This is a genomic window from Cypionkella sp. PAMC25878 (assembly GCF_058135695.1).
In genome coordinates this window covers 3,785,310-3,798,651 of the sequence record NZ_CM176871.1, presented here as the reverse complement: position 1 = coordinate 3,798,651, position 13,342 = coordinate 3,785,310, and the positions used below count along the sequence as shown (strand labels likewise).

Below are 13,342 nucleotides of genomic sequence, written 5' to 3'. Positions count from 1 at the left end.
TTTGGCTTTGCCTGTTTGGTTTTGATCAAATAGCTTGGGCCAAAATGGAGAGCCCAAATGCGCCCTGTCACCGTCGCCGCCACGCAATTTGCCTGTAGTTGGGATTTGCCCACCAATGTGGATCGGGCCGAGGCTTTGATCCGCGCGGCGGCGGGCAAAGGCGCGCAAGTGGTTCTGATCCAAGAGCTGTTCGCCACCCCCTATTTCTGCATCGAGCAACTGCCGCAGTATTTCGCGCTGGCGGCTCCGATGGAAGGCCATCCGCTGATCGCGCGGTTCTCAGCCTTGGCGCGGGAATTGGGCGTGGTGCTGCCCTGTTCGTATTTTGAGAAGGCGGGGCAGGCTTATTTCAATTCGATGGCGATGATTGATGCGGATGGTCGTGTGCTGGGGAATTACCGCAAGACCCATATTCCGCAGGGGCCCGGCTACGAGGAGAAGTACTATTTCTCGCCGGGCGATACTGGTTATCGGGTGTGGGATACCGGCTTTGGGCGGATTGGTGTGGGGATTTGCTGGGATCAGTGGTTCCCGGAATGCGCGCGCGCGATCGCGCTGATGGGGGCCGAGATGCTTTTGTATCCCACCGCGATTGGTTCGGAACCGCCGAGCCCCGGCTATGACAGCCAGCCGCATTGGGAGATATGTATGCGTGGTCATGCCGGGTCAAACATCATGCCAGTGATTGCCTCAAACCGGATCGGGCGCGAAGTGGCACCGGGCGGGCGTGAGGTGACATTTTACGGGTCGAGTTTTATCTCGGACCACACCGGGCAGATGCTGGCGAAAGCGGGGCGGGAGGCCGAGGAGGTGCTGACCGCCACGTTCGATCTGGACGCGATTGCCGATTTGCGCGCGTCTTGGGGATTGTTCCGCGATCGTCGGCCTGAGACGTATCGGGCGGTGGCGAGCTTGGACGGCTCAGCCTAGCTGGGCATAGGCCCAGACGAGGCTCAGTAGAATCGGCTGATGAATGAGGTAAATCAGCAGGCTGTGCTGACCGGGCCAGCTTAGGATTTGCACCCATTTTCCCGAAGGTTTGCCCGCCAGCCTTGCCCAAAGTCCGGTTTGGCTGCCGGTTTTGCCCAAGGCGATGCCTGCGAGAACCGCACCAAACCATGGGAAGATCGGCTCAAAATCCATCGTGGTCGCGGGGTCAAGGCTTAGACCAATGAAGCGCAAAAGTGGGGCGGTCAGCGCCTGGGTGTGCCAGTGGTAGCTGCCGTAGATGAACACAGCGGCGAGGGCGGCGGTGACGATGGCGGGCAGGCGGAGGGTGATCAGGCCGAGCAGGCTATAAAGGGCTATGGCATGTAAGATGCCGAAATAGACGTAGAATTCCGGCATGGCGATACGGGTGGCGATGCTGACCAGCAGGGCTGCCCCGGCGATTTTGGCAAAGCGTCGCCAGAAGGCGGGCCAGCGGATCGCTTGGCCATGCGCTAGCCAAAGGCCGATCCCAGATAACAATAGGAAGCTGCCCGCGACGATTCGGGCGTGGAAGTAGAAGGTGGGGGTTTGGGCATATTCGTAGGGGATCAGGCCGAACATCAGCAGATCATAGCTGAAATGGAAGGCGGCCATACCGATCAGGGTCAGGGTGCGGGCGAGATCAAGCAGCGGAATACGGTTGGTTTGCGGCATGGGACCCTCAAAAATCAGGGAATACGTCGCAGTTTGGCCCGCAAGTGGCAAGGGCGGCTTGCGCCGCCCTTGGGTCATTCAGCGGTGTTTCACATCAACGTAATCGCGCTGTTTTTCGCCGATATAAAGCTGACGCGGGCGACCGATCTTTTGGTTTTTCTCGGCGATCATCTCTTTCCACTGCGAAATCCAGCCGACGGTGCGCGAAATCGCGAAAATCGGCGTGAACATCGAGGTTGGGAAGCCCATCGCATCGAGGATGATGCCGGAATAGAAATCGACGTTCGGATACAGCTTTTTCGAGATGAAATAATCATCCGACAGAGCGATCCGCTCCAATTCTTTGGCGACTTGCAGGGTCGGGTTGTTATGGATGCCCAAAAGCTCCAGCACCTCATCCGCCGATTCCTTCATCACCGTCGCGCGGGGATCGAAGTTTTTATAAACGCGGTGACCAAAGCCCATCAGGCGGAAGCCCGAGTTCTTGTCTTTGGCCTTGGCGATATATTCCGGGATGCGATCCACGGTGCCAATTTCGCGCAGCATTTCGAGGCAGGCTTGGTTGGCGCCGCCATGTGCCGGACCCCAAAGGCAGGCGATGCCAGCGGCGATGCAGGCGAAGGGGTTGGCGCCCGAAGACCCGGCCAGACGCACGGTCGAGGTCGAAGCGTTCTGCTCGTGATCGGCGTGCAGCATCATGATCCGGTCCATCGCTTTGGCGAGAATCGGGTTCACATGATAATCTTCCGCCGGAACAGCAAAACACATGTTCAGGAAGTTGCCCGAGTAGGACAGGGAATTCTTTGGATAAACAAAGGGTTGTCCGACAGAGTATTTATAGGCCATCGCGGCAATCGTCGGCAATTTGGCGATCATGCGGATGGCTGCAACCTCACGCTGCCATTCGTCATTGATGTCCAAGCTGTCGTGATAGAACGCCGACATAGCCCCAACCACGCCGACCATGGTGGCCATCGGATGCGCATCGCGGCGGAAGCCGCGGAAGAAGTTGTGCATCTGTTCATGCACCATGGTGTGACGAGTCACGCGGCCTTCAAAATCAGACAGTTGCGCGGCATTCGGCAACTGACCGTAGAGCAACAGGTAGCACATTTCGAGATAGCTCGATTTGTGCGCCAGTTGTTCGATCGGATAGCCGCGATGCAACAGCTCGCCCTTATCCCCGTCGATATAGGTGATCGCACTTTCGCAAGCGGCGGTCGAGGTAAAGCCGGGGTCAAAGGTAAAGACATCAGCTTGGTCATAAAGCTTACGGATATCAACAACATCCGGGCCCAGAGTGGGCGAGTATACCGGCAGGTCGTAGGATTTTCCGTCAAGGCTTAGCGTGGCAGTCTTGGTCTGTTCGGCCATCTTTCATCCCCCAATAAAAGCCATCCCTACGGCAGAGGGCTGGCCCGCGTTCCGGTTCGGCGGGGGAAGCGCGGATCAAGCCGCCGCATCCTCCAGCCGGGCAATCGTCTCATCCTGACCGATGACCAGCATCATGTCATACACACTCGGCGTCACAGTACGCCCCGCCAAGGCCGCGCGCAGGGGGCTGGCAAGTTTGCCAAAACCGATCCCGTTTTCTGCGGCAACTTGGTTAAGGATCGGCTCCAACGCATCCTTTGTCCAGCTAGCATTTTGCAGCTGCGGCGTCAATGTTTTCAGTATACCACGGGATACCGTATCCAAAGATTTGCCCGAAGCCTCATCGGGTTTGACCGGACGTGAAATCAGAGAAAAGTGAGCCTTTTCAATCAGTTCCGGGAAGGTCTTCGCGCGATCTTTGACGCAGTAGAGTGCGGATTTGAGCAGGGTGTTCTGCGTATTTGTGAGGGCAGGTTTACCTGCCGCCACCAGATAAGCCGTCAATTCATGCAGCAGTGCAGCATCGTCGCTCATCGCGATGTGATGACCGCAGGTATTTTCCAGCTTTTTGAAATCAAGGCGCGCGGGCGAGCGACCGATGCCGTCCAGATCAAACATCTGCAAGGCCTCAGCGGTGGTGAAAATCTCGGCATCGCCATGCGCCCAGCCTAGGCGGGTGAGATAGTTGCGCATCCCCGCCGCCGGATAGCCCATCGCTTGATATTCCTCGACCCCGGTCGCACCATGGCGTTTCGACAGTTTCTTGCCATCCGGGCCATGGATCAGCGGAATATGCGCCCAGACCGGAATCTCCCAGCCCATCGCATCGTAGATCATTTGCTGGCGGGCGGCGTTGTTCAGATGGTCATCCCCGCGAATGACATGAGTGACGCCCATGTCGTGATCGTCGACCACCACGGCCAACATATAAGTCGGCGTAGCATCGGACCGTAAACAAATCATATCATCGAGCGAAGAGTTCTGGATCACCACGCGGCCTTGCACGGTGTCTTCGATCACGGTTTCGCCCGTGCGCGGAGCCTTCATGCGGATCACATAAGGCGCGTCGGGGAAGGTGGCGGGATCGGCGTCGCGCCACGGGCTTTGGAACAAAGCGTAAGAGCCGCGCGCTTCGGCCTCGGCGCGAAAGGCGGCGATTTCTTCCTGCGTGCTGAAGCACTTATAGGCGGTGCCGCGTGCCAGCATCGCATAGGCGACCTCGGCATGGCGGTCTTTGCGGTCAAACTGGCTGACCACATCGCCATCCCAATCCAGACCCAGCCAGGTCAGCCCGCGCAGGATGGCTGCGGTGGCTTCGGGGGTGGAGCGCTCGCGGTCGGTGTCCTCGATCCGCAGCAGGAATTTGCCGCCCCGGCCGCGCGCGTAAAGCCAGTTGAACAAAGCCGTGCGTCCGCCGCCGATGTGCAGATAGCCGGTGGGCGAGGGGGCGAAGCGGGTGACAACGGGGCGGGACATGGGCGGGTTAACCTTTCAGAAACCTTATCGGCAGTAGGATCGCGGCAGCTTTAGGCAAATGCGAGGGGCAAAACAAGGTGGTGGCACGCCCGGTCAACGTTCTGAACATGTTGCTGTGGCCGCTGCATGCGCTGGCAGAGGCGCGCGGGCTGCTGTTCGCGTGGGTGCCGGTGTTTCTGGGCTGCGGCATTGCTGCATGGTTTGCGCTGCCGTTTGAGCCTGGTTTGGCGTTCTACGGGCTTTGCGCGGGCATGGTTCTGGTGCTTATCCTGCTGCATCGCTTTGGGCCGGAGTTGTGGCATCCACCGCTGGTTGCGCTAGCTTGTGTGCTTGTGGGGATGCTGGCGGCGGGTGTCCGGGCGCATCTGGTGGCGGCCCCGATGCTGGAGCAGCGCTATTATGGCGCGGTGCAGGGGCGGGTGATCAACATTGACCGCTCGCAGTCGGATGCGCTGCGGATCACCTTGGATCAGGTGGTTTTGCAGGATTTCCCCCCGGCGAAAACCCCGCTGAACGTACGGATTTCCCTGCATAGTCAGGATGTTAAATTTAATCCGGGGCAGGTCGTTTTGCTGACCGCCTCGCTGGCCGCACCCGAGGGACCTGCCGAACCGGGTGGCTTTGATTTCCGCCGTATGGCGTATTTTCAGCAGTTGGGCGCGGTCGGCTATACGCGCAGTCCGGTATTACTCTGGGCCGAAGCTGCCCCCGGCACGCAAATAATCAACCGACTGCGCACCGACCTTACCCGTGCGATGATTGCGGCGGTGCCGTCTGAGGCGGGGGCGTTTGCGACGGGTGCTATGACCGGGGATCGCTCGGCGATTTCCTTGGAGACTGTGCAGGCGCTGCGCGATTCGAACCTTGCGCATTTACTGGCGATTTCGGGGATGAACATGGCGTTCATCACCGGTTTTGTGTTTGCATTGCTGCGCTACGGGCTGGCGCTGATCCCGCCCGTGGCGCTGCGGGTGAATTCGAAAAAGGTCGCGGCAGTGGCGGCCTTTGCGGTGGCGCTGTTTTATCTGCTGCTGTCGGGGGCGAATGTGGCGACGGTGCGGGCGTTTTTGATGGTCTGCGTGATGCTGGGGGCGGTGCTGTTGGACAGGCGAGGCTTGACCATGCGCTCGGTGGCGTTGGCCGGGGTGATCTTGCTGTTGGCGCAACCGGAAAGCTTGCTGGAGCCGGGGTTTCAGCTCTCATTTGCCGCGACTGTCGTGCTGATCGCAGGGTTTTCGGCCTTGGATCGGCAGATTTTGCGCGAAAAGCTGCCGCGCTGGCTGATGCCGGTGTTCACGTTGGTGCTGACCTCGGGGCTGGCGGGGCTGGCCACCGCACCCTTTGCTGCGGCGACTTTCAACCGGTTTACCGATTACGGCCTGCTCGCCAATCTGCTGACCGTGCCGGTGATGTCGGTGCTGATGGCGGCGGGGGCGATGGCGGCGCTGCTGGCTCCGATTGGTCTGGCAGGCCCGGCCTTGTGGGTGATGGAGCAGGCGGGGGCTTGGATTTTGTTTGTCGCGCATTGGGTGGCAAAGCTGGAAGGCGCGGTGACGCCGATTGTGCAGCCGGGGCCTGTGGTGATGCCGCTGATCACTTTTGCAGGCGTCTGGGCTGTGCTTTGGCGCGGGCAGGCGCGTTGGGCGGCAGTGGCACCGCTGGTTTTGGGGCTGGCGCTGTGGGCCACCACCACGCGGCCTAGCTTGCTGATTTCCAGCGATGGCGCGCTGGTTGGGGTGATGGGCGAACAGGGCCGGGCGCTGTCAGTGGCGCGTGGTGCGGGGTTTGCCGCCGAGAATTGGCTGCAAGACGACGGCGATTTGGCTGTGCAGACAGAGGCTTACGCAAGGGCGGGGTTTTCGGGGCCAAACGGCGCACGGGCGTTTGACTTGGGCGGTTGGCGGGGGGTGGCGCTCAGCGGCAAGGCGGCGGGGGAGGCCTTGGTCGCCGCTTGTGCGCAGGCAGATCTGGTGGTGATGCCCGCAGCGGTGATCCCCGTTGTTCCTAAGCCGAAGGGCTGCATCGTCATAGATCGAACCATGCTGGATCAAACTGGGTCTTTGGCGCTTTCGGTGCAGGATGGGCGTTTGCTCGTGCAGCCCACTCGTGCCGCCCAACGTATCTGGATGGCAGGAAAACCAATCTGGCAGGACCGCAGCCTTGCCAAACCGGGCGCGCTTTTGGCGCGTCAGTAGCTGCGGATCAACCCGACAAGACGACCCTGCACCTTGACCATATGATCCGGGAACACACGGGTTTCATAGGCGGGGTTTGCGGCTTCCAAAGCGATCATGCTGCCGCGACGGCGGAAACGCTTCAGCGTGGCTTCAGCATCCTCGACCAAAGCGACAACGATGTCGCCATTCTCAGCGGTGATCTGTTCGCGGATCACCACGATATCACCATCGTTGATCCCAGCCTCGATCATCGAATCGCCTTTGACTTCAAGCGCATAGTGTTGGCCGTTGCCCGAAAGCATCGACCCCGGCACCGCCACATGATGCGAAATGTGCGAAATCGCCTCAATCGGCACGCCAGCGGCGATACGGCCCATCACCGGAATTTCCATCGCGTAAACGCCCGCAATCGGCATCGCTTGGCGCGGCGGATCGACCTTGTCGCCCTTGATCAACTTCGGCGAGAAGCCGGGTTTTTCCATCGCTTCTGGAAGTTTCAGAATTTCCAAAGCGCGGGCGCGGTGGGCAAGGCGGCGAATGAAGCCGCGTTCTTCCAGCGCCGTGATCAGCCGGTGGATGCCGGATTTCGAGCGCAGATCCAGCGCGTCTTTCATTTCATCAAACGACGGCGGCACCCCGTCTTTATCCATGCGGGTTTTGATGAAATCCAGAAGTTCCAGTTGCTTACGCGTCAGCATGCCACAGCCTTTATGCAGGTGTTGTTGCTATGTTCTGCCCGTGTTCTTGCTTTGTGTCAAGCGGTTTGCCGCACCGCGCTAGATTGCGATGTAGTTCACCATCTCACCCGCGCCGCGCGGCCCATCGCCCATCGGGCGGATCAAAAGCGCGTTGGCCTCGGTCAGAATCGTCAGCAAAGCGGAATCCTGACGCTCAAATGCCGTCACGGTGGGTTGACCGTTTTCGACCGTGAGCCGCGCGCGCATATAGTGGTCGCGCGGGCCATTGGCGGGTTGATCTGTGCCGAGGCGGGCGCTCAGGACCTGCGGTTCGGGGGTAAGGCCGAGCATGGCTTTCAGCATTGGCACCATGAACAGATGGCCGCAGACGATGGCAGAAACCGGATTTCCGGGCAGCCCAAGCATCGGGATTCCCAAGACTTTCCCGGCCATCAGCGGTTTGCCGGGGCGCATGGCGATTTGCCAGAACGCGCGCTCCAGCCCAAGATCGGTGGCAACTTTGCCGACCAGATCGTGATCGCCCACCGACGCGCCGCCAATGGTGACGAGCAGATCAGCGCCTTCGGTCAGGCCGAATACCGTGCGCAAACTGGCTTCGGTATCGCGGGCAATCGGCAGCATCCGCGCTTCCCCGCCCGCCGCTTCGACCAGTGCGGCAAGGGCAAAGGTGTTGGAGGCGATGATCTGGTCGGGGCCGGGGGTCTCGCCGGGCATCACCAATTCATCCCCGGATGCCATCAACGCGACGATGGGGCGGCGGCGGACGGTAACGTCAGGCACGTTCATTGCGGCCAAGAGGGCGAGGTCGTTGGGGCGCAGCAGGCGCGGCGATAGGGCTTGGCCGCGCAGGAAATCTTGGCCACGCGGGCGGATATTGTCGCCGGATTTGGCGGGCTTGCTTAGGGTGATTTGGTCGCCATTGCGGCTGATGTCTTCTTGGATCGCCACGCTGAGCGCCCCTTCGGGTAGCGGAGCGCCGGTGAAGATGCGGATGGCTTGCTGAGGTTGGACCGCGCCTTGGAATGCGTGACCTGCGCCGGATTCACCGATGACGGTGAAGCTTTCACCGGGCATGGCGGGGCGGCCCAAAGCGTAGCCATCCATTGCCGAGGCGTCGAAGGGCGGCTGTGTCAACTGAGCAGTGGCAGCCGTCGCCATCACGCGGTTATGGGCGCGGCGCAGGGGGACGGTTTCGGTGTCGGTGAGGGCTGCAAGCGCAATGCAGCGGGCGAGCGCGTCTTCAATCGATATCATAGCTTTGTCTCATAACGTCCTGATTTTCCGCCATCTTTCAGGATCAAATGGACACCTTCGATCGACATGGATTTCTCGACCGCCTTGACCATATCGTAGATCGTCAGGCAGGCGATGGAGACAGCGGTCAAGGCCTCCATTTCAACCCCGGTTTGGCCACCGGTTTTCACTGTCGCCTCAACCACGATACCCGGCAGGCTGGCATCGGGAGTCAGATCCAGTGACACTTTGGTGATCGGTAATGGGTGGCACAAAGGGATCAGATCGGCGGTTTTCTTCGCAGCCATGATGCCCGCCAGACGGGCGACGCCCAGCACGTCGCCCTTTTTGGCGCGGCCTTCGGTGATCAAAGCCAAGGTCTCGGCGGACATTTTCACCGCCCCCCGCGCCACGGCAATGCGGGCGGTCACGGGTTTGTCGGAGACATCGACCATATGGGCGCGGCCTTGGTCGTCGAAATGCGTGAGGCCGGTTTCTTGGCTCATACCCCGGCCTCTGAGGTTAAGGGCTTGGTCAGAATGGCTTTTGTGGCTGCGGTTACATCGTCTTGCCGCATCAAAGCCTCACCGATCAGGAAGCAGCGCGCACCGTAGGCGGCGACATCGGCGAGATCGCCGGGGGTGAACAGGCCGGACTCCGAGACGATCAGCCGGTCGTCCGGCACATAGCGGGCGAGTTGGCGGGTGGTGTCCAGCGTGACGTCAAACGTATGCAGATTGCGGTTGTTGATGCCCATCAGCGGGGATTTCAACAGACAGGCGCGGTCCAGTTCGGCGCGGTCGTGGACTTCCAGCAGCACATCCATGCCTTGCTCGAAAGCGGCGGCCTCCAATTCGGCGGCTTGGGCGTCGGACAAAGACGCCAAGATGATCAGGATGCAATCGGCGTGCAGGGCGCGGGATTCGACGACTTGGTAGGGGTCGTAGAGGAAATCTTTGCGCAGGCAGGGCAGAATTGTGGCCTGTGACGCTTCCGTCAGGAAGGCATCATCGCCTTGAAAGCTGGGCGCGTCGGTCAGCACCGAAAGGCAGGTTGCGCCGCCCGCCTCGTACGCCTGTGCGAGTTCAGCCGGATGAAAATCGGCGCGGATCAAGCCTTTGGACGGGCTGGCTTTTTTGATTTCGGCAATCAGGCCATAGCCTGAGATTGCGGCATCCGACAAAGCCTTGGCAAAGCCGCGCGGAGGTGGTGCCGCGCGGGCGGCTTGTTCGAGGTCTGCCAACGCGACTTGGGCCTTGCGGTCAGCAATTTCGTCCAGCTTATAGGCTTTGATGCGGTCTAGAATGGTGGTCATATGCGCCCTATTGATTGGTCAGACGCTTCAGCGCCTCGATTTTGCCGCGCGCGGCACCGGAGTCGATGGAAACCCGGGCGATTTCAACGCCTTCTTTCAAGCTAGTGGCTTTGTCTGCCACCACAAGCGCTGCGGCGGCATTAAGTAGCACCGCATCACGGAAGCCACCTTTCGCGCCATCGAGCAGGGCGCGAAAGGCGACGGCATTTTCGGAGGGCGTGCCGCCTTGGATCGCCTCGAAGGGGTAGATCGAGAGTCCCGCGTCTTCTGGGTGCAAGGTAAACTCGCGCACAGCGCCATTTTCGAGTGCAGCTACGGCGGTGGGCGCTGCGATGGAAATTTCATCCGAACCGTCACCACCATGCACCAGCCATGCTTTTTCGCTGCCCAAAGCCAGCAAAGTTTCGGCCATCGGGCGGATCAGGGCGGGGGAGAATGCGCCCGTGAGCTGGCGTTTAACGCCTGCCGGATTGGTCAGCGGGCCAAGGATGTTAAAGATCGTCCGCGTGCCCAACTCGGCGCGCACCGGCATGACATGGCGGGTGGCGGGGTGGTGCATCGGAGCCATCATAAAGCCAATGCCCGCTTCGTTCAGACAACGCTCCACCACTTCGGGACCGACCATGACATTCAGGCCCATCTCGGTCAACGCATCTGCTGCACCGGATTTCGACGACAGGTTGCGGTTGCCGTGTTTGGCCACGACTACGCCCGCGCCCGCGACCACAAAGGCGGTGGCGGTTGAGATGTTCAGTGTGCCTTTGCCATCGCCCCCGGTGCCGACAATGTCGATGGCCCCTTCGGGTGCACGCACGGCGTTGCATTTGCTGCGCATGACGCTGGCGGCTGCGGCATATTCATCTACCGTCTCACCACGCACCCGTAGCGCCATAAGGAAACCGCCGACTTGCGCGGGGGTTGCCGCACCGTCAAACAGCGCGCCAAACGCGGCTTCGGCCTCGGCACGGGTCAAAGCGCGGGTGGCGGCCACGCCGATCAGCGGTTTGAGAATATCGCTCATGCGGGCACACGCGCCCGAGCGGAGTCGAGGAAATTCTTCAGCAACTGATGCCCGTGTTCCGAGGCGATAGATTCGGGGTGAAACTGCACGCCCTCGATCAGCTTTTCTTTGTGGCGCAGGCCCATAATGGTGCCGTCTTCCAGCCAAGCGGTGACCTCAAGGCAATCGGGCAGGCTTTCTTTCTCGACCACCAAGGAATGATAACGGGTGGCCAGAAACGGCGAGGGCAGGTCGCGGAACATGCCGCCACCGTGGTGATGCATCGCACCCATCTTGCCATGCACGATCTCGTGGCAGCGGATCACCTTGCCGCCAAACGCCTCACCAATGGTCTGATGGCCCAGGCAGACGCCCAAAAGCGGCACGTCGGCCATTGCGGCGGCTTTGGTCAGAGGGATGCAGATGCCCGCCGAAGCCGGATCGCAGGGGCCGGGCGACAGCACGATCAACTCAGGAGCCAGCGCAAGCGCGTCTTGCACCGACATCGCATCATTGCGCACCACGCGCACATCCGCGCCCAACTCGCCCAAGTAATGGACGAGATTGTAGGTAAAGCTGTCATAGTTGTCGATGAGCAGGAGCATCTTGCAAGGTCCGGACGGAAAAGGGGATGAAGGCGGCGGCGGTTCGGTTTATAGAGGGGCCAAGGTTTGCGGGCCCCCGATGGATGTCGGCTATAGATGGGCCTAGCGGCAAAGCGGCGTCAAGGGCAAGTGGCGCTCATAACGGGTGGAGACAGGTATGATCCGGAATTTCGTGACAGGGATCGTCGTAGGTGGCGTGGTTGCGGGGGCTGGGCTGGGGGTTGTTTCGCAACTGACGCCGCTGCCGCACGGGCGTGCGCAGCTGGTGGCGGATCAGAGCAAGCCTGTGGTGGCCGCGCCAGAGGCTGCGATGGTGCCCAAGCCAGAGGCGGTGAAGCCTGCGCCGACGGATGCGGCTGGGGTGATAGTGCCAGAGTCGGCACCTGCGCCAAAGGCGATGCCTGTGACAAAGCCTGCTGCGGAAACGATGCCTCTTGCTGAAGAGACACCGCCTGCACTGCCAGAGCCGGTGGCACCCGCACCCAAACCTGCCGCACCGGTGGCCGAGGCGCTGCCCCCTTTGCCCGAAGCGCCGCAACCCGAGGCTGCGGCACCTGTGGCCGCGAAGACCAGCGCTGAACTGCCCGATATGCCTGCCAAACCCCCGGTCGCGAGTGTCGAGGCCCCGGCGGCGCTGAACGATCCCGGTTCTGCTGCTGCGGCACCTCAGGTGCAGGCGGGGACAGAGACCGCCCCGGCTCCGGCCAGCCCGGGCGCTTTGGCGGGGGATATCGGCACCGATGCAGCCCCGGCTCCGGCCGATCTGCCGCCGCCCGCGCCGCAAGAAGCCGCCGAGACGCTGCTGACGCCCGCGCCTGCTCCCGCAGAGCCCACATCGCCGTCGATGCTGGTGCTGGATCCGGCACCCGCTGTCCCTGAGGTCGCCGTGGTGGTGCCAGAGCCTGCGCCGGAGGCTGCCGCGAATAACTTGCCAAAACTGCTCGACACCAGCCAGCCGGAAACTTTGGCCCCAAGCGTTGGGCTCACCAAATCCGTCGATGGCGTGACGGTCGGGCGGCTGCCGAGCATTGCCGAGCCCGCGCCGCCCGCCGATCCGACCGCGGCGGCGGAACCTGTGCCTGCCACTGACACCCGCCCCATCGCGCAATATGCGGCGGAGTTCAGCAATGATCTGGGCAAGCCGTTGTTTGCGGTACTGCTGGTCGACAGTGGGGCCGCCGATCTGGACCGGGCCAAGCTGGCGGCACTGCCGTTTCCGGTCAGTTTCGTGATTGATCCGCTCGATCCGGGGGCGGCTGCTGCGGAGGCTGTGTATCGCGCGGCGGGCAAAGAGGTGGTGATGCTGGCGGCGGGGATCCCGGCGGGGGCGACTGCGGGCGATCTGGAGCAGACCTTTCAGGCCAATGCGGCGGTGCTGCCCGAGGCGGTCGCGGTGATGGATATTGGCGCGCAGGGCTTTCAGGACAACCGGCCGCTGGCGACGATGGTGGTGCCGATCATCAAGGATCAGGGCCGTGGTCTGGTGACCTTTGATGCGGGGCTGAACGCGGCGGATCAGGTGGCGCGGCGCGAGGATGTGGCGGCGGCGGTGATCTTCCGTGACTTGGACGGCGCGGGCGAGGATACGCCGCTGATCCGGCGCTATCTGGACCGCGCGGCGTTCAAGGCGGCGCAGGAGGGCCGGGTTGTGGTGGTGGGCACCACGCGGCCCGAGACGATTGCGGCCCTGATAGAATGGTCGATTGAGGGCAAGGGGGCCGCGGTGGCTTTGGCTCCGATTACGGCTGTGCTCGCGGTAAAATAGGGCCGTCCACGCGTGGACATCTGCCTCATTCATGAGAAATCAATGGGTTAAGCGA

The 13,342-nt window shown here is 61.6% G+C and carries 12 protein-coding genes; 3 read left to right on the top strand and 9 right to left on the bottom strand.

Annotated elements, in window-relative coordinates:
* Positions 1-57 precede the first annotated feature (57 nt).
* On the top strand, positions 58-930 hold the full coding sequence (aguB, locus tag ACS5RD_RS18665) for an N-carbamoylputrescine amidase (protein WP_489928634.1): 873 nt from the start codon (positions 58-60) through the stop codon (positions 928-930).
* Here aguB and ACS5RD_RS18660 read toward each other — a convergent pair.
* The 3 genes from ACS5RD_RS18660 to gltX all read right to left on the bottom strand — a co-directional run bounded on the left by ACS5RD_RS18660 (position 922) and on the right by gltX (position 4,494).
* Positions 922-1,644, bottom strand: coding sequence for a heparan-alpha-glucosaminide N-acetyltransferase (locus ACS5RD_RS18660; RefSeq protein WP_489928633.1), 723 nt, complete (start codon positions 1,642-1,644; stop codon positions 922-924). The two genes, aguB and ACS5RD_RS18660, sit on opposite strands and share 9 nt — an antisense overlap.
* 78 nt (positions 1,645-1,722) lie before the next feature.
* Complete coding sequence (gene gltA, locus ACS5RD_RS18655) at positions 1,723-3,018, bottom strand: citrate synthase (RefSeq protein WP_054007920.1); 1,296 nt, start codon at positions 3,016-3,018, stop codon at positions 1,723-1,725.
* Positions 3,019-3,093: 75 nt separating this feature from the next.
* Positions 3,094-4,494 (bottom strand): glutamate--tRNA ligase, encoded by a 1,401-nt coding sequence (gltX, locus tag ACS5RD_RS18650; RefSeq protein ID WP_489928632.1) that lies wholly within the window; start codon positions 4,492-4,494, stop codon positions 3,094-3,096.
* 80 nt (positions 4,495-4,574) lie between these two features.
* Here gltX and ACS5RD_RS18645 point away from each other — a divergent pair, with 80 nt between their 5' ends.
* Positions 4,575-6,689, top strand: coding sequence for a ComEC/Rec2 family competence protein (locus tag ACS5RD_RS18645; RefSeq protein WP_489928631.1), 2,115 nt, complete (start codon positions 4,575-4,577; stop codon positions 6,687-6,689).
* Here ACS5RD_RS18645 and lexA read toward each other — a convergent pair.
* The 6 genes from lexA to ACS5RD_RS18615 form a co-directional block, all read right to left on the bottom strand.
* On the bottom strand, positions 6,683-7,369 hold the full coding sequence (gene lexA, locus ACS5RD_RS18640; RefSeq protein ID WP_054007918.1) for a transcriptional repressor LexA: 687 nt from the start codon (positions 7,367-7,369) through the stop codon (positions 6,683-6,685). The two genes, ACS5RD_RS18645 and lexA, sit on opposite strands and share 7 nt — an antisense overlap.
* Positions 7,370-7,447: 78 nt before the next feature.
* The gene (locus ACS5RD_RS18635) at positions 7,448-8,623 is read right to left on the bottom strand and encodes a molybdopterin molybdotransferase MoeA (protein ID WP_489928630.1); all 1,176 of its coding nucleotides are present in this window, start codon (positions 8,621-8,623) and stop codon (positions 7,448-7,450) included.
* Positions 8,620-9,108 (bottom strand): cyclic pyranopterin monophosphate synthase MoaC, encoded by a 489-nt coding sequence (gene moaC / locus ACS5RD_RS18630; protein ID WP_489928629.1) that lies wholly within the window; start codon positions 9,106-9,108, stop codon positions 8,620-8,622. Before moaC ends, ACS5RD_RS18635 begins: the two co-directional genes overlap by 4 nt.
* The gene (trpC, locus tag ACS5RD_RS18625) at positions 9,105-9,917 is read right to left on the bottom strand and encodes an indole-3-glycerol phosphate synthase TrpC (protein WP_489928628.1); all 813 of its coding nucleotides are present in this window, start codon (positions 9,915-9,917) and stop codon (positions 9,105-9,107) included. The genes moaC and trpC overlap by 4 nt, the downstream gene beginning before the upstream one ends.
* A 7-nt stretch (positions 9,918-9,924) precedes the next feature.
* Positions 9,925-10,938, bottom strand: coding sequence for an anthranilate phosphoribosyltransferase (gene trpD / locus ACS5RD_RS18620; protein WP_489928627.1), 1,014 nt, complete (start codon positions 10,936-10,938; stop codon positions 9,925-9,927).
* Entirely contained in the window at positions 10,935-11,522 is a 588-nt protein-coding gene (locus ACS5RD_RS18615; RefSeq protein WP_054007913.1) for an anthranilate synthase component II, read from the bottom strand. The genes trpD and ACS5RD_RS18615 overlap by 4 nt, the downstream gene beginning before the upstream one ends.
* A gap of 157 nt (positions 11,523-11,679) precedes the next feature.
* Between ACS5RD_RS18615 and ACS5RD_RS18610 the strand changes: the two genes are divergently transcribed.
* Positions 11,680-13,287 (top strand): divergent polysaccharide deacetylase family protein, encoded by a 1,608-nt coding sequence (locus tag ACS5RD_RS18610; RefSeq protein WP_489928626.1) that lies wholly within the window; start codon positions 11,680-11,682, stop codon positions 13,285-13,287.
* Positions 13,288-13,342 lie beyond the last annotated feature (55 nt).